The sequence below is a fragment of the Nonomuraea diastatica genome, assembly GCF_004349015.1.
Taxonomy (GTDB): Bacteria; Actinomycetota; Actinomycetes; order Streptosporangiales; family Streptosporangiaceae; genus Nonomuraea; species Nonomuraea diastatica.
In genome coordinates this window covers 1-23,478 of sequence record NZ_SMKP01000133.1, presented here as the reverse complement: position 1 = coordinate 23,478, position 23,478 = coordinate 1, and the positions used below count along the sequence as shown (strand labels likewise).

The 23,478-nt window shown below is 69.4% G+C and carries 25 protein-coding genes, 1 tRNA gene and 1 riboswitch; of the genes, 10 read left to right on the top strand and 16 right to left on the bottom strand.

The features are described 5' to 3' along the window. Positions 1-11 precede the first annotated feature (11 nt). The 5 genes from E1294_RS35670 to E1294_RS35650 all read left to right on the top strand — a co-directional run bounded on the left by E1294_RS35670 (position 12) and on the right by E1294_RS35650 (position 5,314). On the top strand, positions 12-461 hold the full coding sequence (locus E1294_RS35670; protein ID WP_132515385.1) for a hypothetical protein: 450 nt from the start codon (positions 12-14) through the stop codon (positions 459-461). Further along, positions 458-1,423 (top strand): hypothetical protein, encoded by a 966-nt coding sequence (locus E1294_RS35665; protein WP_132515384.1) that lies wholly within the window; start codon positions 458-460, stop codon positions 1,421-1,423. Before E1294_RS35670 ends, E1294_RS35665 begins: the two co-directional genes overlap by 4 nt. A 9-nt stretch (positions 1,424-1,432) precedes the next feature. Further along, positions 1,433-3,364, top strand: coding sequence for a helix-turn-helix domain-containing protein (locus tag E1294_RS35660; RefSeq protein WP_132515383.1), 1,932 nt, complete (start codon positions 1,433-1,435; stop codon positions 3,362-3,364). Beyond that, the gene (locus E1294_RS35655) at positions 3,361-3,648 is read left to right on the top strand and encodes a hypothetical protein (protein WP_132515382.1); all 288 of its coding nucleotides are present in this window, start codon (positions 3,361-3,363) and stop codon (positions 3,646-3,648) included. The genes E1294_RS35660 and E1294_RS35655 overlap by 4 nt, the downstream gene beginning before the upstream one ends. Positions 3,649-3,925: 277 nt before the next feature. Beyond that, a complete protein-coding gene (locus E1294_RS35650) occupies positions 3,926-5,314 on the top strand; it encodes a tyrosine-type recombinase/integrase (protein WP_165977644.1) in 1,389 nt (462 codons plus the stop codon). 113 nt (positions 5,315-5,427) lie between these two features. On the opposite strand, the gene E1294_RS35645 is transcribed toward E1294_RS35650, so the two are convergent. Further along, positions 5,428-5,499, bottom strand: a tRNA-Arg gene (locus E1294_RS35645). Positions 5,500-5,614: 115 nt separating this feature from the next. Between E1294_RS35645 and E1294_RS35640 the strand changes: the two genes are divergently transcribed. Both E1294_RS35640 and E1294_RS35635 read left to right on the top strand, forming a co-directional pair. Continuing rightward, positions 5,615-6,001: a response regulator transcription factor gene (locus E1294_RS35640; RefSeq protein ID WP_132515397.1), complete on the top strand. Its 387-nt coding sequence runs from the start codon at positions 5,615-5,617 to the stop codon at positions 5,999-6,001. A 211-nt stretch (positions 6,002-6,212) separates the two neighbouring features. After that, entirely contained in the window at positions 6,213-6,875 is a 663-nt protein-coding gene (locus E1294_RS35635) for an AIM24 family protein (protein ID WP_181958610.1), read from the top strand. Between the two features lie 643 nt (positions 6,876-7,518). On the opposite strand, the gene E1294_RS35630 is transcribed toward E1294_RS35635, so the two are convergent. Then, positions 7,519-8,484, bottom strand: a complete 966-nt coding sequence (locus tag E1294_RS35630) for a hypothetical protein (RefSeq protein WP_132515380.1) — start codon at positions 8,482-8,484, stop codon at positions 7,519-7,521. Positions 8,485-8,510: 26 nt separating this feature from the next. Between E1294_RS35630 and E1294_RS53225 the strand changes: the two genes are divergently transcribed. Beyond that, complete coding sequence (locus E1294_RS53225) at positions 8,511-8,681, top strand: YbaK/EbsC family protein (protein ID WP_165977642.1); 171 nt, start codon at positions 8,511-8,513, stop codon at positions 8,679-8,681. Here the strand turns inward: E1294_RS53225 and E1294_RS35625 are convergent. From E1294_RS35625 to E1294_RS35610, 4 genes are all read right to left on the bottom strand, one after another. Then, positions 8,678-9,721 carry a cellulose binding domain-containing protein gene (locus E1294_RS35625; protein WP_132515379.1) on the bottom strand — a complete coding sequence of 348 codons (1,044 nt, stop codon included), beginning with the start codon at positions 9,719-9,721 and terminating at the stop codon, positions 8,678-8,680. The two genes, E1294_RS53225 and E1294_RS35625, sit on opposite strands and share 4 nt — an antisense overlap. Before the next feature lie 130 nt (positions 9,722-9,851). Next, positions 9,852-10,685 (bottom strand): universal stress protein, encoded by an 834-nt coding sequence (locus tag E1294_RS35620; RefSeq protein ID WP_132515378.1) that lies wholly within the window; start codon positions 10,683-10,685, stop codon positions 9,852-9,854. Positions 10,686-10,697: 12 nt separating this feature from the next. After that, positions 10,698-11,045 (bottom strand): hypothetical protein, encoded by a 348-nt coding sequence (locus E1294_RS35615; RefSeq protein WP_246083528.1) that lies wholly within the window; start codon positions 11,043-11,045, stop codon positions 10,698-10,700. A 38-nt stretch (positions 11,046-11,083) separates the two neighbouring features. Then, on the bottom strand, positions 11,084-11,695 hold the full coding sequence (locus tag E1294_RS35610; protein WP_132515377.1) for a class I SAM-dependent methyltransferase: 612 nt from the start codon (positions 11,693-11,695) through the stop codon (positions 11,084-11,086). 51 nt (positions 11,696-11,746) lie between these two features. Continuing rightward, a riboswitch (TPP riboswitch) is annotated at positions 11,747-11,859 on the top strand. Between E1294_RS35610 and thiC the strand changes: the two genes are divergently transcribed. Further along, positions 11,852-13,456 (top strand): phosphomethylpyrimidine synthase ThiC, encoded by a 1,605-nt coding sequence (gene thiC / locus E1294_RS35605; protein ID WP_132515376.1) that lies wholly within the window; start codon positions 11,852-11,854, stop codon positions 13,454-13,456. It overlaps the preceding riboswitch by 8 nt. On the opposite strand, the gene E1294_RS35600 is transcribed toward thiC, so the two are convergent. The 8 genes from E1294_RS35600 to E1294_RS35565 all read right to left on the bottom strand — a co-directional run bounded on the left by E1294_RS35600 (position 13,453) and on the right by E1294_RS35565 (position 21,667). After that, positions 13,453-14,304 (bottom strand): SDR family oxidoreductase, encoded by an 852-nt coding sequence (locus tag E1294_RS35600; RefSeq protein ID WP_132515375.1) that lies wholly within the window; start codon positions 14,302-14,304, stop codon positions 13,453-13,455. The two genes, thiC and E1294_RS35600, sit on opposite strands and share 4 nt — an antisense overlap. A 37-nt stretch (positions 14,305-14,341) precedes the next feature. Then, positions 14,342-15,310, bottom strand: a complete 969-nt coding sequence (locus E1294_RS35595; RefSeq protein WP_132515374.1) for a glycine betaine ABC transporter substrate-binding protein — start codon at positions 15,308-15,310, stop codon at positions 14,342-14,344. Beyond that, positions 15,307-16,083 (bottom strand): ABC transporter permease, encoded by a 777-nt coding sequence (locus tag E1294_RS35590; RefSeq protein WP_132515373.1) that lies wholly within the window; start codon positions 16,081-16,083, stop codon positions 15,307-15,309. Before E1294_RS35590 ends, E1294_RS35595 begins: the two co-directional genes overlap by 4 nt. Further along, positions 16,080-17,264, bottom strand: a complete 1,185-nt coding sequence (locus E1294_RS35585) for a betaine/proline/choline family ABC transporter ATP-binding protein (RefSeq protein ID WP_132515372.1) — start codon at positions 17,262-17,264, stop codon at positions 16,080-16,082. Before E1294_RS35585 ends, E1294_RS35590 begins: the two co-directional genes overlap by 4 nt. Then, on the bottom strand, positions 17,257-17,934 hold the full coding sequence (locus tag E1294_RS35580) for an ABC transporter permease (RefSeq protein ID WP_132515371.1): 678 nt from the start codon (positions 17,932-17,934) through the stop codon (positions 17,257-17,259). Before E1294_RS35580 ends, E1294_RS35585 begins: the two co-directional genes overlap by 8 nt. Positions 17,935-17,997: 63 nt before the next feature. Next, the gene (locus E1294_RS35575) at positions 17,998-18,333 is read right to left on the bottom strand and encodes a hypothetical protein (protein WP_132515370.1); all 336 of its coding nucleotides are present in this window, start codon (positions 18,331-18,333) and stop codon (positions 17,998-18,000) included. Continuing rightward, positions 18,330-19,808, bottom strand: a complete 1,479-nt coding sequence (locus E1294_RS35570) for a type 2 periplasmic-binding domain-containing protein (protein ID WP_132515369.1) — start codon at positions 19,806-19,808, stop codon at positions 18,330-18,332. Before E1294_RS35570 ends, E1294_RS35575 begins: the two co-directional genes overlap by 4 nt. Continuing rightward, the gene (locus tag E1294_RS35565; RefSeq protein ID WP_132515368.1) at positions 19,799-21,667 is read right to left on the bottom strand and encodes a vWA domain-containing protein; all 1,869 of its coding nucleotides are present in this window, start codon (positions 21,665-21,667) and stop codon (positions 19,799-19,801) included. The genes E1294_RS35570 and E1294_RS35565 overlap by 10 nt, the downstream gene beginning before the upstream one ends. 179 nt (positions 21,668-21,846) lie before the next feature. Here E1294_RS35565 and E1294_RS35560 point away from each other — a divergent pair, with 179 nt between their 5' ends. Further along, positions 21,847-22,593: a DUF429 domain-containing protein gene (locus E1294_RS35560; RefSeq protein ID WP_132515367.1), complete on the top strand. Its 747-nt coding sequence runs from the start codon at positions 21,847-21,849 to the stop codon at positions 22,591-22,593. Between the two features lie 5 nt (positions 22,594-22,598). Here E1294_RS35560 and E1294_RS35555 read toward each other — a convergent pair whose 3' ends face one another. Continuing rightward, positions 22,599-22,835, bottom strand: a complete 237-nt coding sequence (locus tag E1294_RS35555; RefSeq protein WP_132515366.1) for a hypothetical protein — start codon at positions 22,833-22,835, stop codon at positions 22,599-22,601. 66 nt (positions 22,836-22,901) lie between these two features. Continuing rightward, a complete protein-coding gene (locus E1294_RS35550) occupies positions 22,902-23,300 on the bottom strand; it encodes a tetratricopeptide repeat protein (RefSeq protein WP_132515365.1) in 399 nt (132 codons plus the stop codon). Between the last annotated feature and the right edge of the window lie 178 nt (positions 23,301-23,478).

Below are 23,478 nucleotides of genomic sequence, written 5' to 3'. Positions count from 1 at the left end.
GCGAACCCTTCATGATCGCTCTTGTTCTCGGTGGCGGCTTCTCATTCGGCCTCGGCTGGGTCTTCGCGGGCATCCGCAAGAAGGACAAGCTGCCCGGCAAGCCCCTCGGCGTGATCGCCGTCCTCCTGCTGGTGTTGTTCTCGGCCAGCATGTTCCTGCTGCCGACCGGCCGCCTGTTCGTGAACGTCGGTGCGTTGCTCGTGGAGATGGCCACGCGCGGTTCGATCGCGACTCTCGTCGGCTCCGTGGTGCTGTTCCTGCTCGCCGCTGCGTTCGCGTTCCTCGCCGGGGCCGTTGTGAAGGACATCGCGAAGGACGCCAAGCCGGACATGCCGACCTTCGTGGCCTGCTCCGTTCTGTGGATCTTCGGCGGCATCGCGTTCGGCTCCGTCTGGGGACCGGTCGCGTCCGACGAGTTCACCGTCGAGGTCATGCGTCAGGCTGTGGAGAACTGGTCATGAGCGACGCTCTACTCGCGGTGTTCGCCGTGGTGGTGTCGTTCGCTCTGTTCATCGTGGGCGGCTGGTTCTTCTTCCGAAAGCCGGAGTCGGACCAGCCCGCCGAGCCTGCCGAGTACAAGGTCGAGCAGATTTGGGCTCGCGTTGCGATCGCCTGGGTCAAGCGTGCGCTCGGGCCATCCAAGCCCGAGCGCGACGCCGCGCCGAGCGACGCCGCTGAAGGGCAGGACAGCCAGCCCGACGACGAGTCGCGGCCGGTAGAACCCATCGTCGTCGAGCAGATCCGGCCGCACGCCCCGCCGCCTGCTCCACCTCCGGAGGCTGCTCGTCCCGCTGTCGCCCCACCCTCCCCGCCGAAGATCGAGGTCACCGTCGAGCGGTCACGCCCGGTCAGTTCGCCAGCGGTGGAGACAAAGAGGCTCGACGACCAGGTCCACGACCGCGCACCCGCTGTGGAACTCGAAGGGATCGACATGTCGCAGGCCCCCCTCGTGCCTGCCGGTAATGGCACGACCACCCCTCTGCCCACCGTCCCCCAACTCCAGGAGGCGCTGGCCACGGGCGGCTTTGACAGGTTCATGAACTGGCTGCGGGCCTTCTTCAGGGCGTCGGGCGTTCTCGAGACGGACGCACGCAACGTGCATGACGACGCGATGGACGTCGCCGCGCGTGCTCGCAACAAGTACGCCCTCGCGCTGCAGGCGTTCCAGGCCGTGCAGGCGGACGGCCTGGACAACCGGACGATCACTCGCATGTGGGAAGTCCTGGCCCAGGCCGAGCAGGAAGCGAACGCGGCTGCGATCGCTACTCGCCACACCGCCGACGTGGTGATCGCGTGCGGCGGAGCCCAGCCTGCCGTAGCGGCCGTCATTTCGGCGCTCGACAACGGCCATGGAGACATCGCCCGCTCCGTGAAGTCCGCGCCGGTCAAGGTGGTTCGCCGCATGACCTTTTACGAGAACTAGGAGCACCACGTGGCTCGCCGCACCACGCCCGACCTGCAGCCCGAACAGGAACAGGACGAGCAGACGGAGGCCCTGGCCCAGGCCGCCAGGGCGGTCGCGAGAAAGGCCGTCCACCGCTATCGTCACGCCGTCGCCCCACACGCCACCGTCGCCGGCGTGTGGGGGACGGGCGTGGTCCTGCACCTGGCCGATGTGCCCGCCTGGCAGGTCCTCGCTGGTGAGGCCGCCGTCTACGCTGCGGCAGCGACGGTGCGCACCCTGTTCCCGAAAACGCGCGGACCTCTCACCCCTCGCTGGTGGCAGGCCGGCACGACGGTGTGGCTGCCCGCAGCGGCGGAGCTCGGAGCCTTCGGGGCGATGCAGAGTCTGTACTTCGCGGCGGCCGGCCTGTGGACGGTGCCTTACGTGTGGCGCAACCGCGGGTACATCACCCGCCCTGAGCTCAAGCGCCGCGCCCTGGAGGCAGCGCAGCAAGCCAAGGCCCTGGAAGCTGCGGACCCGATCGTGAAGCGGTGGAACACGAAGACGGCTGGTAAGCGCGGCGCGCTGCCCGGCTCGGAGCTGACCGACAGGGAGGAGTTCGCGCATGGCGGCGCCGAAGGGGTCCGCTACCGCGTGACCTTGGATGGGCAGACGACCGAGGAGGCCATGGAGGCGCGCAAGCGGATCTGTTCCGACTTCGGTAAGGCGATCAACTTCGTGCACGTGGAGGAGCCGGATGGCGGCGAGCAGAACGCCGCCGTGGTGACTGCCCTGAAGCGGCTGGCGGTGGAGGACGCGCAGCTCTGGACGGAACCGCTGCTCGACCTGGAAACCGGGATCTTGCCAGTGGGCCCGTTCGAGGACGGAGCGGGCGATGCAGCACTGCAGGTGTGGGAGCCAGGGTCTGGGCCGCTTCCGTGCGGCATCTTCGGCGCGATGCGGACGGGCAAGAGCTCAATCTTGAAGATCGCGGTTGCCGAGTTCGCCCGTACGGAGGGGCGGATCGTGCTCGACTACCTCGACCCGCAGGATGGGCAGAGCTGTCCCGACCTGCTGGACTACGTGCCACACGCGCTCGGCATCGACGCGATTCGGCAGCGCCTTTACGACTACCAGGCGGAGATGGCCCACCGCCGCAAGCTGCTGTCGCAGGTCGAATGGACTGACGAGGACGGGGTCAAGCGCCGCGGTGTCCAGTCGTACGACCACCCGGGGGTGCATGGCCTGCCGATGCTGGTGATTGCCATCGACGAGTTCCACCTGGTCGCGCGACACGAGGACCTGGCCACGATCGTGCACGACATCCTCGCCGAAGGCAGCAAGTGCGGCATGACGGTGTGGACGCTCGACCAGAACGTGTACGTGGCTGGCATGGGCGGCGGCGATGTCCTCGCCCTGGTCACGTCGGGCAACATCGTGGTGCTGCGGAACTCTGACCGGCGTATCGCGTCGGCCACGTTCGGGCAGCGGATGGTGGCGTACCCGCACCTGATCAAGCTGTACTTCCCGGGCACGCGGAAGAAGACGAAGGGCTGCGGGTACCTGCTGGGCGCCACTGACCGGCCAGTGATGATGCGGGCTCGCCACATCCCGAAGATGAGCAAGGTCATGCGGGACGTGACGCCGATGAAACTCACCTGGGCGGACGGAACGACACCGACCGCGCCCGCGCCGGCCCCGCCCGTGCAGGAGCGGGTGGCATCTGACGAGCAGATCAGTTTTGACGCCCCCGTGGAGGTCGAGGCCCTCAGCCCGGACGACGTCGCCGCGGCGCAGCAATCGATGCTGTCGCTGCTGGCCGAAACCGATGAGGGCCTGACAGGACCGGAGCTGACGGTTCGGTCGGGGCTTCCGTTGCCGGTGGCGTTTCGGGTGGCGGCGTCACTGGTCGAGCAGGGCCAAGCGTGCATGGCCGGTGACCGGTACGTGATCGCGGACCGAAAGCGGGTGGCGTCGTGAGTGCGGTGGTGCGGTCACTGATCATGCTGGCGTGGTTCTGTTCCTGGCGGGCTGCGGCGAGTGCTGCGGGAGTGAGCCCTGAGCTGGCCCTGGTGATACCTGCTGCGGCCCTGCTGTCGTCGGCGCTGGTGCCCTTGCTGACGGTGGGGGCGCGTCTCCTGCCTGTGGCCTTGGCCGTCACGTCGTCGTGGCTCTTGGCGGCGTTGACGTGGGGTGAGGTGTGGGCGTCAGCGCTGGTGGGGTCGGCGCTGGTGCTGGTGGTGTGGCTGACCTGGCAGCACTAGCGGCCACCATTTGCGACAAATGAGACATGAGTGCCTTTATTGCGCACAGAAACATAGACGCTACTTGACTTCTCGTACTGGACAAAAGAACGCAAAGCGCTACAGTGTTCTTGTCTTTCCTGTAACGACATGCGTTACACGCGAGACAAGTTGAGCGGACGTGGTACCGCTGGCAGGTGCGGGGCGAAGGCCCCCGGTCCATCCGGCTCCCTGGCAACGGCCCCTGGCGCATCCACCGCGACTGGCTCCAGGAATGGATCGACGCCCAGGAGCAGGCGTGAAGACCTACGACGTCCAGATCTGGAACATCCAGATCCGCAAAGAGAAGCGCAAGCCGTATGTCGTCCGCTGGGTCGTAGGCGGCAGAACCCTCACTGAGTCGTATGCGGAGGTCGGGCAGGCCGACTCTCGCCGCTCCGAGCTCATGACGGCGGCCCGGAAAGGCGAGGCATTCGACACCGGGACGGGCCTGCCAGAGTCGATGCACCGGGTAGACCAGGACATCACCTGGTTCCAGCACGCGCTCGACTACGTTGCCGCGAAGTGGAAGAAGGCATCCTCCAATCAGAGGCGCTCCATCGTCGAAAGCATGATCGCCGTGACGCCGGCCCTGACCCGTAACCTGCGTGGCGCGCCCGACAACAAGACGCTCCGCAATGCACTGCGATGGGCCTTCATCCAATCCCGACCCGAGGAAGACCAGCCCGAAGAAGTGCAGGCGGCACTGCGGTGGCTCCACAGAGCCTCCCTGCCGCTGACCACCGTGACCGAGCGCAAGGGCACCGCCAAGGCCCTCGACGCCTGCGCCACCCAACTGGACGGCAGTGAAGCCGTGCCGGAGTACTACCGGCGGCGCCGCCGTGTCCTCTACAACTCCCTGCGCTACGCCGTACTTGAGGTGCGCCTCCGGGTGGACCCGCTTGACGACAACGCGCTCCGGAGCGAGTGGAAGCAACCCGATGTTGACGATGCGGTAGACCCGCGTGCAGTAAGTAACCCGCGGCAGGTCGCACAGGCGCTCACCATGTGCAGCTACGTTGGCCGTCGCCAGGGCGAGCGTTTCGTCGCGTTCTTCGGCTGCATGTACTACGCGATGATGCGCCCGGCCGAGGTGAGCCGGCTGCGGCGGCTCGACTGCCACCTGCCGGAGGAGGGGTGGGGCAAGCTCATCCTGGAGGCATCCACGCCCGAGGTCGGCGAGGACTACACCGACAACGGTGAACTGCATGACAACCGCTCGTTGAAGGGTCGATCGAAGAAGACCGTTCGGGTGGTGCCGATCCCCCCTGAGCTGGTGGCGCTATTACGTGGGCACATGGCCCGGTTCGGTGTGGCCGAGGACGGCCGGTTGTTTCGCTCCGAGAGCGGCCGACCGGTTCCGAAGTCCACCTATTCACGGTTATGGAAGAAGGTCCGTGCTCTCACGCTCACGCCCGAGCAGCTCGTCACGCCGTTGATGGGCAAGCCGTACGACTTGCGGCACGCCGGGGTCACCTGGCGGCTGTCCACGGGGGTGCCTGCGGCTCAGGTGGCCGAGTGGGCCGGGCACAGCGTGGAGGTCCTGCAACGGATCTACCACCGTTGCATGGCCGGATACGACGAGGTGTGGATCGAACGTATGGATCGCGCCCGAGAGGATAGCCAGTGGTTCCCGACTCGCGAATGACTCGCGAAATCTGCAGCAACATGCCGAACAGTGCAGCGAGATGTCACAGCCAGATGATCAAGGAAACTAGCAAAAAGCCAGGTCAGACGACATCTGACCTGGCTGTCGAGCGGTGCCCCCTGCAGGATTCGAACCTGCGCACCCGGCTCCGGAGGCCGGTGCTCTATCCCCTGAGCTAAGGGGGCTGACGAGTGATAAGGCTATCAGCATCCTGACACCACTCGGCACCGGATAACGCTCCTTGAACACATCCCGTGAAAACCCGGCGTGACCACCTCACTACAGGTTAACTTTGCGCCCGTGGGCGAGGTTCTTGGGAAAGTACTGGTCGTGGACGATGACGAGGTCATCCGTCAGCTCATCGCGGTCAACCTGAACCTGGAGGGGTTCGAGGTGACGACCGCCACCGATGGGCAGGATTGCCTTGATCGCGTGCTCGAGGTCATGCCGGACGTCATCACGCTCGACGTGATGATGCCCTGCCTGGACGGATGGACGACGGCGGAGAAGCTGCGCACCGACGAGGCCACCAGTCACATCAAGGTAGTGCTGATCACGGCGCGGGCGCAGGACGATGACCGGGCGCGTGGGCTGGGCATCGGGGTGGACGCCTACCTGACCAAGCCGTTCGATCCGGCGGAGTTGATCCAGGTCGTGCGGGATCTGGCGGCGGGCGTTCAGGGGTGAGCGGGCGTTCAGGATGAGCTGAACGAGCCGGCGTTCAGGGGTGAGCGGGCCGGTGCGGCGTGACGGAGTGGGGCGAGCGGAGCTCCGGCGAATGAGCGGGCCGCGGTGGATCCGCGCGTGAGCAGGCAGGGCAGGCGGGCGGCCCGCGCGTACGCGGTCGTGGAGGATTTTCCGTAGCCTGGCGGGCACAGCTTCTCGAAAGGTAGATGACGTGCGCAGCTCGATCTTCGGAAACCTCGACGCCCAGCCGCTGCCTCCTGGCTTCGCCCTCCAGAACGGCAAGATGCTCCGGGTGCAGTTGCCCGAAGTGCTGGCCAAGCAGGGCTCGATGGTCGCCTTCCAGGGGAGGATGGACTTCGACTACGAAGGTTCGGGCGGCCTTGGCAAGCTGTTCAAGAAGGCCATGACGGGTGAGGGCGCGTCGCTGATGCGGGTGCGCGGCGAAGGGCTGCTCTATCTCGCCGACAACGCCGACGACATCCATCTGTTCTTCCTGGAGAACGAAGGGCTCACGGTCAACGGGCGCAACCTTCTGGCCTTCCAGCCGCAGTTGTCGTGGGACATCCAGCGCGTGCAGGGCGCCGGTGTCGCGGCGGGCGGGCTGTTCAACACGACGATCAACGGCACCGGATGGGTGGCGGTGACGACGCACGGCACGCCGGTGTTGCTCGACGCCGCGCAGATGCCGACGTACGCCGACGGGCAGTCCGCCGTGTGCTGGAGCACCAGCCTGCAGGTGGGGGTGAACAGGACGGTGAAGGCGGGGGCGTTGATCGGGCGGGGGAGCGGCGAGGCCATGCAGCTGGCGTTCACCGGGCAGGGGTTCGTTCTCGTGCAGGCCAGTGAGGGCGCTCCCGTGGTGCAGGCTTCCTAGCCCACGGAGGTGGAGTGCGAGGCCGCTCGCCCTGGTGTGTGCGGGCGGTGTCTGTGTGCGGGCGGCGTCGCATATTCGCCTCGGACTACTTCCCCTGCAGTAGGGAAGAGATGCTTCTCCCGTCGGATGCTTCGTATACCCCTCCCGGGCATTGTGGAGGTGTACGGAGAAGTCTGTTCCGAAGGGTTGGATGAGCGCGATGCTGCTGATCGATGTATTCGTTCCCAGGGGAGCTCTGAGCGAGGACGAACGTCAGGTGCTGGGGCGTCGGCTCATCGACACGCTGATGGTCGAGGACGACAGCCATGCCCTGGAGATCATCGATGCGCAACGTCTGATCACGCAGGTGCTCGTGCACGAGCCGGCCACCTGGTTTCTCGGTCAGCGGCCGGCGGCGGATCCCGCGGCTCCGCCGCGTTATCTGGTGCGTGTCACGGTCCCGGCGTCGTGGCGCAAGGACGTGTGCGAGCACATGGTGACCACCATCACCGACATCCTGGCCGACACCGAGCGGGACGCCGGCCGCGATCCCGAACGCGTGCGACGCGAACCCCACGCGGTGATCCTCGTCGACGGCATCACCGAGGGTGGCATCGGGATCCATGGGAGGGTCATGGACAGCATGAATCTCACCGAGCTCGTCTCACGCCCGTACCGCGACGGCGCGTCCGACCGTGTGGCGCCGGCCCAGGCGGACGACAAGCTGATCGACCCGATCTGCGGCATGAGCGTGGATCTCGACACTCCCCTTACCCTCGTTCACCAGGGCACCTTGTACGGCTTCTGCCACGGCCTGTGCCGGCGGGCCTTCGCCGACGAGCACGGTTTGTCGCTCAGCAGGCAACCCCCGTCCACCGACACCGCCTGACCAGGAGCGCCGGGTGTGGATGTATCCGACCGCGGCGCCGAGCAGGCACACTCCCCACGCCAGAAAGACCGGGTACGTCCCGGCGAACGCCCAGCTGCCGTCGAGAACCTCAGCGCCACCCCCGGGTGCGCACGTGCGGGTGATGCCGAACGCCAGGCAGCTCGTCATCATCGCCCCGTACTGGCCGACGAGCAGCCCGACCGTCACGGCCGGGACGACGGCGAGGCTGGTCGGCACCCGCCGGCCGCCGGCCCACGGCACCCACCTGGGCACGATCTGCCCCCATCGGCTGATCAGCCCGAGCGTGAGCAGGCCTCCGGCCACCGGCCCTGCGACGAGCAGCCCCCAGTACACCGGCGAGCCGTGCAGTTCCGCGAGCCCGGCCGTGGAAGGTCCCGCCACGCCGAACGGCACACCGAGCCCCCACAGCAGGTGCGGTACGGAGAACCCGAGCACCGGCACACCGGCCGCCGCCCAGGTCGCCGCCCTGGCCCAGCGTCCGGGCCGTACGGCGCCGCGTTCGCGGGAGAGGGCGCGGGCGCGGGGGCGCGTGCCATAGCGCACGGTGGCCAGGGCGAGCAGCACGCCCAGGGCGGTGAGCAGAAGTTGCCGGACGAGCGCCGGATCGTCGAGTTTGCCGAACACCAGTCGCATGACGATGTTTTCCGGTGCCACCAGCGCCAGCGCGGTGGCTCCTGCGAAACCCGCGGTCAGCAGGGCCGGCCGGGCGTATGGTCTCATGGCCGACAAACTAGGGCGCGACGCGCGTGCGGGGCCTCCCCCTGCGGAGGGAGACAGCTGCGGACAGGCCTCCTGTACGGCAGCCCGAGATCTCCGTCAACGCCGCGCGCCTCGACCGCTCGGCGGGCCCGGCCACGGGCGACCACGTACGCCTCGCGGGGCTCCGCCTGGCCGCGATCACCGCGGAGCAGGACTAGGAGCAGGTGGGGGCGGGCGCGGAGTTGGCGCCGTTCCACGAGGCCAGGAAGCCGAACGTGGTCGCGGCGCCGGGCGCGAGCGTGCCGTTCCAGCCGACGTCGCGCACGACCACCGAGGAGCCGCCGGTGCTCAGCGTGCCGTTCCAGATCTGGTTGATCCGCTGCCCGTCGGCGAACGTCCACCGCACCTCCCACCCGTTCATGGGTGCTGTGCCGGTGTTCGTGACGGTGACCTCGCCCTGGAAGCCGCCCTGCCACTGGCCGGCGTTCTTGTACGCGGCCGTGCAGTCGCCCGGTGGCTGGGGCGTGGGCGTGTCGGAGGGGTCGGGGTCAGGGCCGGCGCCGGCCAGGGCGGCCACCAGAGCCGGATACCACGTGTCGGCCATCTTCTGGTCGCCTGCGGCGTTGGGGTGCACCCCGTCGTAGGTGTCCGTGGCCGTGCTGAACCCCGTCCACTGGTCGACGACCGTGATGGGCGACTGCTGGGTGGTGGTGGCGGCGGCCCAGGCGGGGATGGCGTTGTTGAAGGCCACGACCCGCTGGGCGCAGTCGGCGCAGCTGGACGGGTTCATGGGGATGATCTTGGCGACGAGGATCTTCATGGCGGGGTTGCTCGCCCGCATCTGGTTCACCAGCGTGGTGAACGCGCCCAGGATCGTCGCCGGAGCGATGTTGCTCCACACGTCGTTCGTGCCGAAGTGCATGAGCACGACGTCGGGCCGGGTCGCGGAGAGCCAGCCGGGCAACTGGTTCTGGGCGGCGACGTTGGTGGCCAGGAAGCCGCCGTGGCCCTCGTTGTCGCCGTCGTGGGCGACGCCGCAGCCCTGTGGCGGGAGGGTGCCGACGAAGTCGATGTCCGTGTGGCCGGCGTTCTGGAGTCTGTTCCAGAGCAGCGCCCGCCAGCAGCCGGGGGAGCCGGTGATCGAGTCGCCCAGGGGCATGATCCTGCGCGCGGCCGCGCCGGCGGGCACGGTCGTCGCGAATAACACCGCGGCGGCCGCGGCCAGCATCGCCGCCAGCACGGCGCTGATCCTGCGCATCGTCTGCTCTCCCGTCGTCGCCTGCGCCGATGGTAAGAAGCGCCGGTCCGCGGCGGGAAGCAGGTGCGCACGCCCGCCCGGGTGACCTGCGGCGACGGATGTAACTTTCAGGCTCGCACCACGGCGAGGGTCACGCGCGTACGACGGCGAGGGGGCAGGGGGAGTGGTGCAGCAGGGCCTGGCTGATCGAGCCGAGCAGCATGCCGGCGAGCTGCCCGTGCCCCCGCGAGCCGACCACGAGCAAGTCGGCGCCCTCGGCCGCCTCCTTCAGCACCTCGATGGGGTGGCCGTGCACGACCTCGGGCACCACGTCCACGTTCGGGTGCCGCTCCTGCCGCTCGGCCAGCAGGTCCTGCAGCTGCTGCAGGGTGTGCTGCTCGTTCTCGGGATCGGCGGGTACGAAGCCGCCGGGCCGCGGCCACGCCCACGCCTGCACGACCCGCAGCCGCACCTCGCGCAGCTCGGCCTCGGTGAAGGCGAAGTCGAGCGCCCGCAGGCCGTGAGGTGAGCCGTCGGTGCCGGCGACGATCTCGCCGCGCGGCGTCGCGGGCCGCTCGCCGACCACGACGACGTTCGTACGGGCGTGGGCGGCGACCCCGTGGGCGACGGATCCGACCAGCAGCCCGCGTACGCCGCCGATGCCGTGGCCGCCGACGACCAGCAGTTCGGCCTGTTCCGCGGCCTTGATCAGCGCCGTGCGGGGGTCGCCGGGCAGCAGGGTGGTCTCGACGACGATCGCGGGGCGTTCGCGGAGCGCCCGGTCGCGTGCGGCGACGAGCACAGAGTTCGCTTCGTCGCGCATCCACCGGGCGACATCGGCGTAGCGGTGAGACAGCGCCTCGCACACCCACCGCGGCACCGCGTGGGCCACGGTCAGCGGTGTACGGCGCAGTGCCGCCTCCGTGGCCGCCCAGCCGGCGGCCTCCAGTCCGGCCCGTGAGCCGTCGACTCCCACGATGATCATGGTGTCTGCCCCTCAGGAGAACGCGTAGCACTCCACCTCGGCGCGGCGGAACGAGATGCCGTGCTCCCTGGAGTCGCGGATGCACGCGCGCTCGGCCTGGCTGAGCTTGAGCGTGCCGCACACGGTCACGCCGGCGTACGTACGGCAGTCGAGCTTGGCGTCCCTTTCGCCGATGCGGTAGAGCTCCTTGACCGTCGAGCGGCAACGCGCCTTGCCCGTGTCGGCGTAGCGGCACTGGGCGCGCAGCGTCTGGTATTGCTCCTCGCTCACCTCGTGCTGGTCCGTCCCGTCGCCGTGGGCGGCGGGGGTGCCGAGCGTGGCCAGCAGCACGAGTCCTGCGACAGCGGCGATCTTTTTCATAGTCCCCCTGATGGGGTTGGTACCGCTGGAGACGGCCGTCAAACCTCGCGCTTGATCGCCAGAATGCTCAGCCACGTGCGCCCGGCGGTGTTCAGGCCGTGCTCGACGGTCTCGAATCCGGCCGCGCCGAGGAGGTGCAGGAGTGCGGCGGGGTCGCGGTGGACGAACCAGCGGTGCCGGCCGGCCGCGCTCGGAACTTCCTCCCACCCCTCCGAGTCGCCCGCCGAGGTGCTCAGCCCCAGCACGCCGCCCGTACGTAGGGCCGTCCACCAGGCGCGGAGCGTGGCCTCGGTCTCGGCGGCGGGCACGTGCAGGAGGGCCGCGACCGACCACAGGCCGGCGAGCGAGCCGGGGGCCACGGGCGGCCGGCGCAGGTCGCCCAGCACGGCGGGGACGCCGCGGGCGGCGGTCAGTCCGGCCATGGCGGCCGAGCGGTCCACGCCGACGACCCGCAGCCCGCGCCCGCCCAGCCAGGCCGCGTCTCTTCCCGGCCCGCAGCCCAGGTCGGCGACCGTTCCGCCGGCGGGCACGGTGTCGGCGAAGCGCTGCCGGAAGAGCTGGAGGCCGGCGTCGGGATGCTCGTTGCCGGCGGCGAAGGCGGGGGCGATGTGGTCGTAGGTGGCTGCGGTCTTTGACGTGGGATCTTCCATTTTGAGGATGATGTCATGTTTCGTCCTGGCAGAGGTGTGGGTACGATCACCGCCGTCCAACGCGGGAGCCCGGTGCAGACCGGGCTGAGAGGACGGCTGACAGCCGCCGACCGCCAGAACCTGCTCCGGGTAATGCCGGCGAAGGGAGTTTGCGCGATGACTGACGCGCGTGTCCCCACCTTCACCAAGATCTACGAAGGCGACCTCCGTGTCCCCAAGCGCCAGGTGCACCTCTCCGACGGTTCGTCGGTGACGCTCTACGACACCTCCGGCCCGTACACCGACCCGTACGTCGAGACCGACGTGCGGCGCGGGCTGGCGCGCCTGCGCGAGCCGTGGGTCGCCGAGCGCCGCGCGGCGGGCGCACCCGTGACCCAGGTGGCCTGCGCCAAGCAGGGGCTGGTCACCAAGGAGATGGAGTTCGTGGCCGTGCGGGAGGGCGTCACCCCCGAGCTCGTCCGCCAGGAGGTGGCCGCGGGCCGGGCCATCATCCCCGCCAACGTCAACCACCCCGAGACCGAGCCGATGATCATCGGCCGCAACTTCCTCGTGAAGATCAACGCCAATATCGGCAACTCCGCCGTGACCTCCTCCATCGAGGAGGAGGTCGAGAAGATGACCTGGGCCACCCGGTGGGGCGCCGACACGATCATGGACCTGTCCACCGGGCCCGACATCCACGAGACCCGCGAGTGGATCATCCGCAACTCGCCGGTGCCGGTCGGGACCGTGCCCATCTACCAGGCGCTGGAGAAGGTCAAGGGCCGCCCGGAGGCGCTGTCGTGGGAGGTCTACCGCGACACCCTCATCGAGCAGTGCGAGCAGGGTGTCGACTACGTGACCGTGCACGCGGGGGTGCGGCTGGCGTACGTGCCGCTCACCGCCCGCCGCAAGACCGGCATCGTCTCGCGCGGGGGCTCGATCATGGCCGCCTGGTGCCTGGCGCACCACCGCGAGAGCTTCCTGTACGAGAACTTCGACGAGATGTGCGAGCTCCTGGCGCGCTACGACGTGTCGTTCTCCCTCGGCGACGGGCTGCGTCCCGGCTCGATCGCGGACGCCAACGACGAGGCTCAGTTCGCCGAGCTGCGCACGCTCGGCGAGCTGACCACGATCGCGCGGCGGCACGACGTTCAGGTGATGATCGAGGGCCCGGGGCACGTGCCCATGCACAAGATCAAGGAGAACGTCGACCTGCAACGCGAGCTCTGCGACGACGCGCCGTTCTACACCCTCGGCCCGCTCGTCACGGACGTCGCCCCCGGATACGACCACATCACCTCGGGCATCGGCGCCGCCATGATCGGCTGGTACGGCACCGCCATGCTCTGCTACGTCACCCCCAAGGAGCACCTCGGCCTGCCGAACAAGGACGACGTCAAGACCGGCGTGATCACGTACAAGATCGCCGCCCACGCCGCGGACCTCGCCAAGGGCCACCCCGGGGCGCAGGCGTGGGACGACGCGCTGTCGGACGCGCGGTTCGAGTTCCGCTGGGAGGACCAGTTCGACCTGTCGCTCGACCCCGACACGGCACGCGCGTTCCACGACGAGACCCTGCCCGCCGCGCCGGCCAAGACCGCCCACTTCTGCTCGATGTGCGGCCCCAAGTTCTGCTCCATGCGCATCAGCCACGACGTGCGGCGCTACGCCGACGAGCACGGGCTGGACACGAAGGAGGCGATCGAGGCCGGCATGGCGGAGAAGGCGGCCGAGTTCACCAGGCGCGGCGGCAGGGTCTATCTGCCGATGGCGGATTAACCAGGCAACGTCTCGCCGCCGACCGGGGCCAGCACCTCCCCCGTGTAGTACGACGCCATCCTGCCGGAGGCGAAGAACACGTACGAGGGGGCGATCTCGTCCGGGTCGGCGGGCCGGCCCATCGGCACGTGCCCGCCGAACGACCCCACCTTCTCCTCCGGCAGGGTCGCCGGGATCAGCGGCGTCCAGACCGGGCCCGGCGCCACGGCGTTGACCCGGATGCCGCGATCGACCAGGTTCTGGGCCATGGAGTAGGTGAAGGCGTTGATGGCGCCCTTGGTGGCGGAATAGTCGATGAGCGTCTTGTTGCCGCGCAGGCCGTTGATCGAGGAGGTGTTGATGATCGCGCTCCCCTCGCGCAGGTGGGGGAGCGCGGCCTTCGTGACGCGGAAGTAGCTGTGGATGTTGACCGCGAACGTGTGCTCCCACTGCTCGTCGGTCAGCTCCTCCAGGCCGTCGACGGGCGCCTGGTAGGCCACGTTGTTCACCAGGACGTCCAGGCCGCCCAGCTCCGCCACGGCCTGCTCGACGACGGAGGCGCAGTGGTCACGGTCGCCCAGGTCGCCGGGCAGGAGCACGCAGCGCCGCCCCGCCGCCTCCACCAGCTTGCCGGTGTGCGCGGCGTCCTCGTGCTCGCTGAGGTACGCGATCGCGACGTCGGCGCCCTCCTTGGCGAAGGCCACGGCGACCGCCCGGCCGATGCCGGAGTCGCCGCCGGTGATCAGCGCCTTCCTGCCGTGCAGCAGGTCACGGCCCACGTAGTCGCGCATCTCGTCGCGCGGCTCAGGTGCCATCTCTTCCGTACGGCCCGGGTACGGCTGGTTCTGGGCAGGTGGTGTGTGCGACATGCCCAGCGGCTGCCCGTGGAAGGGCGTGGTTAACGCCTTACCGGACGAAACCCTCGGCCCGCAGCCAGTCGCGCGCCACCAGGGCGGGCACATTGCCGTCCACGTCCACCTTGGCGTTGAGGCCGCGCATGACGTCGTCGGTCAGTTTGGCGCTGATGGGTGCGAAGATCTTCGCGATCTCGGGGTGGGCGTCGGCCAGCTCGCGCCGCATGGTCACCGCGGCGTTGTAGCTGGGGAAGAACTTCTTGTCGTCCTCGAGCAGCACCAGGTCGAGTGCCTGGACCCGGCCGTCGGTCGTGGTCACCATGCCCACGGCGCACTGGCCGCTGGCGACGGAGTTGTAGAGCACGCCCACCGACACCCGGAGCACGTTCGCCCTCGGGACCTCCTTGCCGTAATTCATGCCGTACGCCTTGAGCATGCCGAGGAAGCCGTCGTCGCGGCCGAAGGTCTCGTGGTCGACGCAGAACGTGCGCTCGTTCACCGGGATCTTCATGATGTCCGAGATCGTCTTCACACCGAACTTCTGGGACGTGGCCCGGGTGACGCCCATGGCGTAGCTGTTGTTCAGCGGTGCGGGCGGCAGCCAGACGATGCCGTTCTCGCGCAGGTCCAGGTCGCGGACCGCGACGTACTGCGCCTGTGGGTCGGGCAACGATTTCGTCTGGCCGAGGTAGGTGATCCAGCCGGTGCCGGTGTACTCCCACATGAGGTCGGCGTCGCCGCGGGTCAGGGAGGCGCGGGCGTTCACGCTGCCCTGCACGTTCGTCTGGTCGGTCACGTCGGCGCCTGCGGCGGTGAGGGCGAGCACCGCGATCTTGCCGAGCACGAGCTGCTCGGTGAACTCCTTGGACGTCACCCGCACCGGCGTGCCCTCCAGCGAGGGGAGGGACTGGATGCCGGCCGGCTCGACCGGCGGCACGAACGACGACGCCGGCTGCAGCCCGCACCCGGCCGTCACCAGGACGGGCACCAGGACGAGCAGCAGGGCCAGGAACGCTCTCACGACAGGCCTTTCGGGGCGAGGACCCGCTGCGCGAGCCCGCCCACCCAGTCGATGATCAGTGCCAGCACCGCGATCAGCACGCACCCGGTGACCAGCACCAGGTTGCGCTGCGTGCTCACACCCGTGGTGATCAGGTCGCCGAGCCCGCCCGCGCCGATGAAGGCGGCGATGCTGGCCGTGCCGACGTTCAGCACGAGCGTGGTCCTGATGCCCGACAGGATGACCGGCGCGGCCATCGGCAACTCCACCTTGAACAGCACCCTGGCCGCCGACATGCCGATGCCCCGGCCGGCGTCGATCAGCCGCCAGTCCACCTGTTGCAGCCCGACCATGGTGTTGCGCAGCGTGGGCAGCAGGCTGTAGGCGAACAGGGCCGCGACCGCGGTCCAGAAGCCGATCTGGAAGACCACCGCCAGCAGAACGACCAGCCCCACCGCGGGAGTGGCCTGGCCCAGGTTGACCAAGGCCAGCACGAATGGTGTCGCCCGGCGCATCACGCCCCTGGTGAGCAGGATGCCCAGCGGCAGCGCCACCAGCAGCACCAGCACGGTCGAGTAGAACACCAGCTGGATGTGCTCCCACGTGCGGCCGAAGATGTAGGGCAGGTTGAGCGAGCCGCGCTCGATGCCGTCGAGCGGCGCTGACTGCGTATAGACGATCATGGCTGCGCCCACGGCCAGATAGCAAAGGAGCGGCAGCACGATGTGCCAGGAGCGGCCGAGCCGCGGCTCCGGGCGGACGGCTTCGTCGGCGGGCGCCGCGGAGACGGTCATCCGCCGGCTCCAGGCTCGTTGCGGTGCAGGCGGCGCTCGCGTTCCCTGGTCTTGATCGCCTGGATCGCGTTCTGCACGGTGCTCAGCGACAGCGCCCCCGCGTACGCCCGGCGCCTGCCGACCACGGGCACCACATCGGTGTCGGCGTTGAGCAGCGCTTCCAGCGCGTCCTGCAGTGTCATCCGGTGGCCGAGGGTGCCGGTGATCGGGTCGCCGGCCGAGCCGACGGGCCCCTCGATCCCCTGGAGGTGCTCGGCGCCGACCCAGCGCAGCGGCCGCCGCATCCCGTCGGTGATCAGCGCGTAGCCCCGGCCGTCGCGCTCGATCTCGGCGAGCACCTCGGCCGCGTCGGCGTCCTCCGACGTGTACGGCACCTGGTCCACCTCGATGTCGCCCACCTTGGTCAGGCGCAACAACCGCATCGAGGAGCCGGCGCCGAGGAACTGCTCGACGTAGTCGTCGGCCGGGTTCGTGAGGATCTCGGCGGGGGTGGCGTACTGCACGATGTGGCCGGGCGCCTTCATGATCGCGATATGATCGCCGATCTTCAGCGCCTCGTCGATGTCGTGCGTGACGAAGACGATCGTCTTGGCCAGGTCGTCCTGGAGGCCGAGGAGCTCGTCCTGCAGGCGTTCGCGGCTGATGGGGTCGAGCGCGCCGAACGGCTCGTCCATGAGCAGCACGGGCGGATCGGCGGCCAGCGCCCTGGCGACGCCGACGCGCTGCTGCTGACCGCCGGAGAGCCGGCGCGGGAAGGTGTCGCGGTAGACCTGCGGGTCCAGGCCCACCAGCGTGAGCAGCTCGTCGACTCGCTCGGCGATGCGGGCGCGGTCCCAGCCGAGCATCCTCGGCACCTGGGCGATGTTCGCGGCCACCGTCATGTGGGGGAACAGGCCGGCCTGCTGGATGACGTACCCGATGTTGCGCCTGAGCCGGTCGGGGTCGATGTCGTGGGAGCTGCGGCCGTCGATGACGATGTCGCCGGAGGTGGGCTCGATCAGGCGGTTGATCATGCGCATGGTGGTGGTCTTGCCGCACCCGGACGGCCCGACCAGCACCACGATCTCGCCCGCGGGGATGTTCAGGTCGAGCTCGCGTACGGCGGGCTCGCCGCCGCCGGGGAAGGCCTTGGTCACCTTGCGCAGCTCGATCGGCACCCCGGTGGTGCTCTGGTCAGCCACGGACGCCTCCTGTGGTCAAGCGCCTGCTCAGCGGGCCTTCGGGAGCGGTCAGCTTCCCGAGCAGCACGAAGCAGCCGTCGAAGAGCAGCGCGAGAATGGCCACTCCGATCGTGCCGGTCAGCGTGGAGTTGACCGCGTTAGCGCCGCCCAGCCGGGCCAGCCCGGAGAAGATCTGCTCACCCAGCCCCGGCCCTGAGACGTACGCGGCCACCGCGCCGATGCCCATGGCGAGCTGCGTGGACACCCGGATCCCCGTGAGGATCACCGGCCAGGCCAGCGGCAGCTCGATCCTGGTCAGCGACCGCCCCCGGCTCATCCCGATGCCGCGCGCCGCGTCGACCACGAGCTGGTCGACGCCCTGCAGGCCGACGACGGTGTTGCGGATGATGGGAAGCAGCGCGTACAACACGATCGCGGTCACGCTGGGCGCCACCCCGAGCCCGAGCGCCGGGATCAGCAGGCCCAGCATGGCCAGCGACGGCACGGTGAACAACACCCCGGACGAGGCGGTGGCCAGCGACGCCAGCTGAGGGCGGCGGTAGGTGGCCACGCCGATGAGCACGCCGAGGACGGCCGCCACGAGGACACATTGGGCGACCATGCTCGCGTGCTGCGCCGTCTCGAAGAGGATGAGGTCCCACCGGTCCCCGACGTACTCCCACAGGGTCATCGGCTACGTACTAACCGGGATTGTCAACACCAAACCTCACAACCGAAACTTTTGTCCCTTTAGTCACACCCGTCCCAGCGGAGAGAGCCACAACACCAGCGCGAGTGCTATGAGCACGTAGCCTGCGGCCGCCCCGAACCGCTGCTTCCGCCCAGCCCGGCACTCCAGCAGACCTAGCCGCCGCGCCGGGTCCTCGGACCGCGCGAGCAACGACCCGGTGGGCAGGCCGATCAGGAGCCCGCCGACCACGTAGACGATCGACAGCCCCACCGCGCCCCACGTGGGGCCGCCCGCGAAGATCACCAGCCCGGCCGCCACGAGCAGGCAGATGACGGCCCGCACGAGCACCTTCCCGATCGGACGGTCCCACACCCCTGCCGCCTCGGACGGGCCTGTCACGTGCCCTCCTTGCCACAAAGCGGGCGATCGTCCTGCACCCGGCCGCTCAGCGCCTCTTCCAGCGCGCCCACGGACGCGAAAAACGTCTCCTGCGACACCTTGTTCTCCCAGACCCCCCGCGCGCACCGGCGGAAGAGCTCACTGAACTGGGCATAGTAGGGCGACTTCGGCCGCGGCCGGGCCAGCTCGATCGATTTTCTGGTCTCAGCGGCCAGCGTCGCCAACTCGCTCAGGCTCGGGTTGGTGATGTCGGAGCCGTCCTGGCGCTGGCACACCGAACCGCCGCCGCCCGCGTACCGCTCGTAGACCTCGGTGAGGACCGGCACGTAACCGCCGCAGGCGAACAGCCTGGCCTGCACCTCCGGGCTGGAGAGCCGGTCGATCAGGCGTTTGGCGGGGGCCAGTTTGCCCGGCTTGATGTGCTGGGAGACGGCCAGCACCGAGCCGCCGAGCACGCCGCCGTGCGTGGCCGGCGCGTGCACCTCGAACATCAGCCCCTTGTCGGGGGCGCGCATCCGCGGGTCGGACGCCAGCTGGTGGAACGCGATCGGCCAGTTGCGCATGTAGGACACCGTCCGCCCGCCGATTTCGCCCTCCTTGAAGGCCACGACGCTGGCGTCCTCGTCCATCTGGAGGGACTCGCGCAGCAGGACCGCGCTCTCCTCCGGGCTGGAGAGCGTTCGCCTGGACGACTTCAGTGCCTGCCACGTGCTGTCGCGCTCGTGGTCGAGGGCGATGGCGGTCCTGTCGTCGCCGTCGAGCACCTTCCCGCCGCCGAGCTCGATCGTCTCCAGGAAGTTGATGGTGCCCATCTCGTTGTCGTCCAGCTGCAGCAGGTAGCCGCCGGACCGCCCGCCACGCCGCCGGTATTCCAGCGGCGCGTCGGCGGCGAACGGCACGCCGTACTGCTCGCCGTCGATCTGCCCGGCCCGCAGCGGACCGGACAGGAAACGGTCGTCCCGCCCCTCCAGGTCGATCGGTTGGATGTAGCCGTGGCGTGCGAACTCGGTCACCCACGCCACGTCGAGCACGAGGATGTCGTACGCGCAGCTGCCCGCCTGCGCCAGCGCCGCCATCTGGGCGCGAGCCACGTCGGTGCTGCCGGAGAGCTCCAGCAGTTTGGCCCGGGGGTCGCTGGGCGGCTTGAGCAGATCGTTCCATTCGTCGATCATCTTGCGCTGCACGCCGTCCGTGCTGACGTCGTCGCCGGTGGCCACGACCAGTTCGGCGTCGTTGCCGCCGCAGTGCTCCTGGGGCGTCGCGGGCACGGTGGGCGGGGAGAGGGTCGGCTGCGGCCGCGACGGCTGGGAGAGCCCGGCGGAGAGGCCGGACTGCCAGGTCAGGAGCAGCACCATCAGCAGGGCCCCGCAGCCGAACCCCACCACGTGCCTTCGGCGGACGCTTTTCCGCCAGCCGGCCCAGATCCGCATGACACGCTCACGCCGGCTGCCCCAGAACGACGTCGTCATCGCCACCCCCGCACCGTGATGATGGCCCGGGTGAGCGCCTTGTCCGCGCCCTCGCTCGCCGTCACGCAGCGATAGGGCTTCCGCGTGTCCTGCAGCGCGGTCACGGCACACTCGTCCTGTCCGAAGACGACCACGTACAGGCCCGAGACCGTCGAGGCGTCCTCCAGCGCCCGGGCGATCACCTTCGCGGCGTCGCCCCTGCCCTCGTTGTCGAACAGCCTGCCGTCGGTCAGCAGCACCACGGGCGTGGCCACCGCCTCGTCGCCCGTGCCCAGCCGGCCGAGCCCGGCGGAGGCGGGGGCGTCCCACTTGTCGAATGCGGTGTTCTCGATGCTCGCGGCCACCGTGCCGAGCTGCTCGCGATCGCCGTCGGCGACGATGCGGGTCACCACGGCCGGCCCGTTCCTGGTGAACGCGTGCAGGCCGAACACCTGGACCTCGTCGCGCGGCCCGAGCAACCTGCTGTTGGCACGCACCGCCTCCGCGGCCTGGACGCGCACCGGGCGATCCGCCGATCCCGAGGTGTCGATGAGCAGCCGCAGGTCGAGCCGCGGGCGCAACTCGTCCAGCACCAGCCTCTTCAGCTGCCCGAGCTCCTGCGGGCCGAGCCCGCTCTCGCCGGGCCCCGGCGCGCTCGGGAAGAGCGGGTGGGCCCGCAGCCACGCGCCGAAGTGGTCGACCAGCTTCTCCCGCCCGGCCGAACGCTGGTCCGGCCAGGTCACCTTGACGAACCGGTAGTCGAGCGTGCTCAGGTCGTGGTGACGCACCGCGACGAGAGGCGCGCTGTCACCGGTCCCTTCGCAACCTTCAACCCGGTTCGCGTTGAAGTCGTCCACGCTGTGGCCCGGCACCAGCAGCGCGATCTTCGGGTCGCCGGTGTCCGCTTTATCGGCGAGCCGGTCGAACTCGCACAACAACGAGGTGACGGTGTCCGCGCCGAGCCCGTTCTCCACCAGCTCCTGCTCGGCCCGCGGATAGCGGGACCTGGGCAGCCCGCGGTCGTGGAACACGTCATGGGTGCCGATCAGCGCGGCCACGGACGTCTCGGGGAACGGCCGCGCGACGGTCATGCCCATCTTCTTGGTCAGCGTGTCCCAGACCTCGCGGAACGCATAACCGTCCGGATTGTCCATGTAGGTGCTGAGTTCCTCGCGCCGCTGCGGGGTCATCGCCAGGACCAGCCGATCCCGCCCCACCGCGTTCTCCGGCCCGGGGGCGCCTAACGACTGGAGCCCGCCGGCCCTGAGCTCATCCGGCTCGGCCGCGGAGGTGGCGACCCAGGCGTCGGGCTGCAGGTCGTACAGGCGGGCGTACGGCTGGTCGCGGCGGTCCTCCCGCCACTCCCACCGGTTGTCGAAGGCGTCACGGAGGTGGATGGGAGGCGGCGCCACCCCCACGGTCATCCTGACCACGGGGCAGCCGTCCTCCGTCTGGTGCTGACGCACGTAGCTCTGGGCGCGCGCGGTCAACTCGGTGACGTTCTCGGGCGCGGTGACCAGCCGCAGCTCGGCCGGCGCCGGGCACTGGTCGTCCGCGGCGACCGCCTGGACCACGGTCCACACCCCGGTGGTCAGCGCTCCGCCGGCCAGCACACACAGCGCCGTCCTGACCTGCTTCGGATGCCGCTGGATGAGGTCACGCAGCATCGGGATGAGCGTCACGGCGCCGACCAGGACCCCCGCGCCCAGCGACACCCACAGCTGGATGTGAAAGGGCTGGCTCTTGAACAGGTCGAGCCACGGCGTGGAGATCCACGTCACGAACGCGCCGGCCAGGGCACCGATCAGCGCCGCCTGCACCGCTGAGGCGAACGGCGACCTTCCCGGCTCGGTCGCAGCCGGCTCGTTCTGCTCGATATCGCTCATGTAAGGGGGTGCCTTCATGTGACGGGAGTCACTTGGAGCCTAATCCGCTTCTCCGGCGCATGTGTGGCTGTTATTCAGACGTTCGATATCGGCCCAGGGCGAATTCAGCCCAGAATGCGAGCCTGCCGAATCCGAATTTCCGAACCGCCTCTTGCTCACCCAGGCCCTACCGTGGAGGGATGCTGACCATCGGCGTCGATCTCGCCGCGGAGGCGGCGCGGACCGCGGTGGCCTGGCTCGACTGGAGCGGTGGCCGCGCGCGGCTCGTCAACGTACGGACCGGCGCGGACGACGACGTGATCGTCGAGGCGGCGATGGGGGCGGGCAAGGCGGGGATCGACTGCCCGCTCGGCTGGCCGGACAGGTTCGTCGACTTCGTCACCGCCCACCGCGCCGGGCACGTCCAGGTGCCGGCCGGGCTCGCCGGCCGGGCCTGGCGGCGCGACCTGGCCTGGCGGGTCACCGACCAAGTGGTGCGCGCGCAGACCGGGCTGACGCCGCTCAGCGTCTCAGCCGACCGCATCGGCCACGCCACCATGCGCTGCGCCGTGCTGCTTGCGGAGCTGGCCTGGCGTGGTCAGCCCGTCGACCGGCGGGGCGGCGGGGCGGTCGTCGAGGTCTACCCGGCCGCCTGCCTCAAGCGGTGGGGTCTGTCCCACCGCGGCTACAAGCGCGCCGCCAACCTCGCCGGGCTGGGAGAGCTCGTCGATCGGCTGCGGGAGGCGGCGCCGTGGCTCGACCTGGGAGAGCATGAGCCGCTCTGCCGGGCCTCCGACGACGCCACCGACGCCGTCATCTCCGCGCTCGCGGCCCGAGCGTCGGCGCTCGGCCTCGCGACCGTTCCCGGCAGGGACCAGGCGAAGGCCGCGGCCACGGAAGGCTGGATCGCACTGCCGACCACACCCCTGAACAGCCTCGTCGCCTGAGGCCGTCAGCCGCAGACGCCCCGGATGCCGCACACCTTCTTCGCTAGGGAGAGCCGGCGGGAGAGGCTGTCGCTGATCTTCCACCACTCCTCGTTCGCGTCTTCAGGGGGAAGCGGCTTTCTCGCCCTGGCCTCCGTCAGCAGGATCCCCTTGGGGACGGACTTCGCCTCCGCGCTCGCCACACCCGTGCCCGTCAGGAGGAAGCCGGCCACGAGGGCCGCCGCCAACTCTTGTCTGATCATGTTTCTTGAGATGCGCGAAGCGCGGGCGGCGTTCGCGGAGCTGACGGGCGTGGCCGAATCCGCGGCCTAGCGGGCTTGCAGGGACGCTCTTCTGTGGTGCTCTTCCGCGCGTTTGGTCTGCGGATGGTCGGGGCCGCACGTGGCCAGGTAAAGCTCCAGCACCGCGTGGTATTCGCGGCACGCCTGGTCCCAGAGGCTGCGTTCCTCCAGGACGCGGGCGATCTCGTAGCGGGTCGCGATCGTCTGGGGATGCCTCGGTCCCAGCACGCGAACCTGGCGCCGCAGGACGTCGCGCAGCTCGTCCTCTGCTCGGCCGTGAGCACCGGCGACCCGCCACGTCCGCGCCAGCTCGTAGCGGATGTCCAGAGTGTAGAGATGATTTTCGCCCCACACCCGCTGGGCTGTTTCCCTGATCGTGTCGAGCTCCTGCTCGGCCTCGCTCTCCTGGCCGATGTCGCGGAGCATCCAGGCTCTGTTCGACCTGGTGAGCAGGATGTCGGGGTGGCCGGGGCCTAGTACTCCAGTGACACTTGGCGATCTTGAAGGATCGGGTCACATGGCGACGGCCACCGCGTGATCATTCGGAGTTTGTGAAGACAACCAAAGATCGTGCGGTGGCCGCGAGCCACAGCGTAGACCCTGA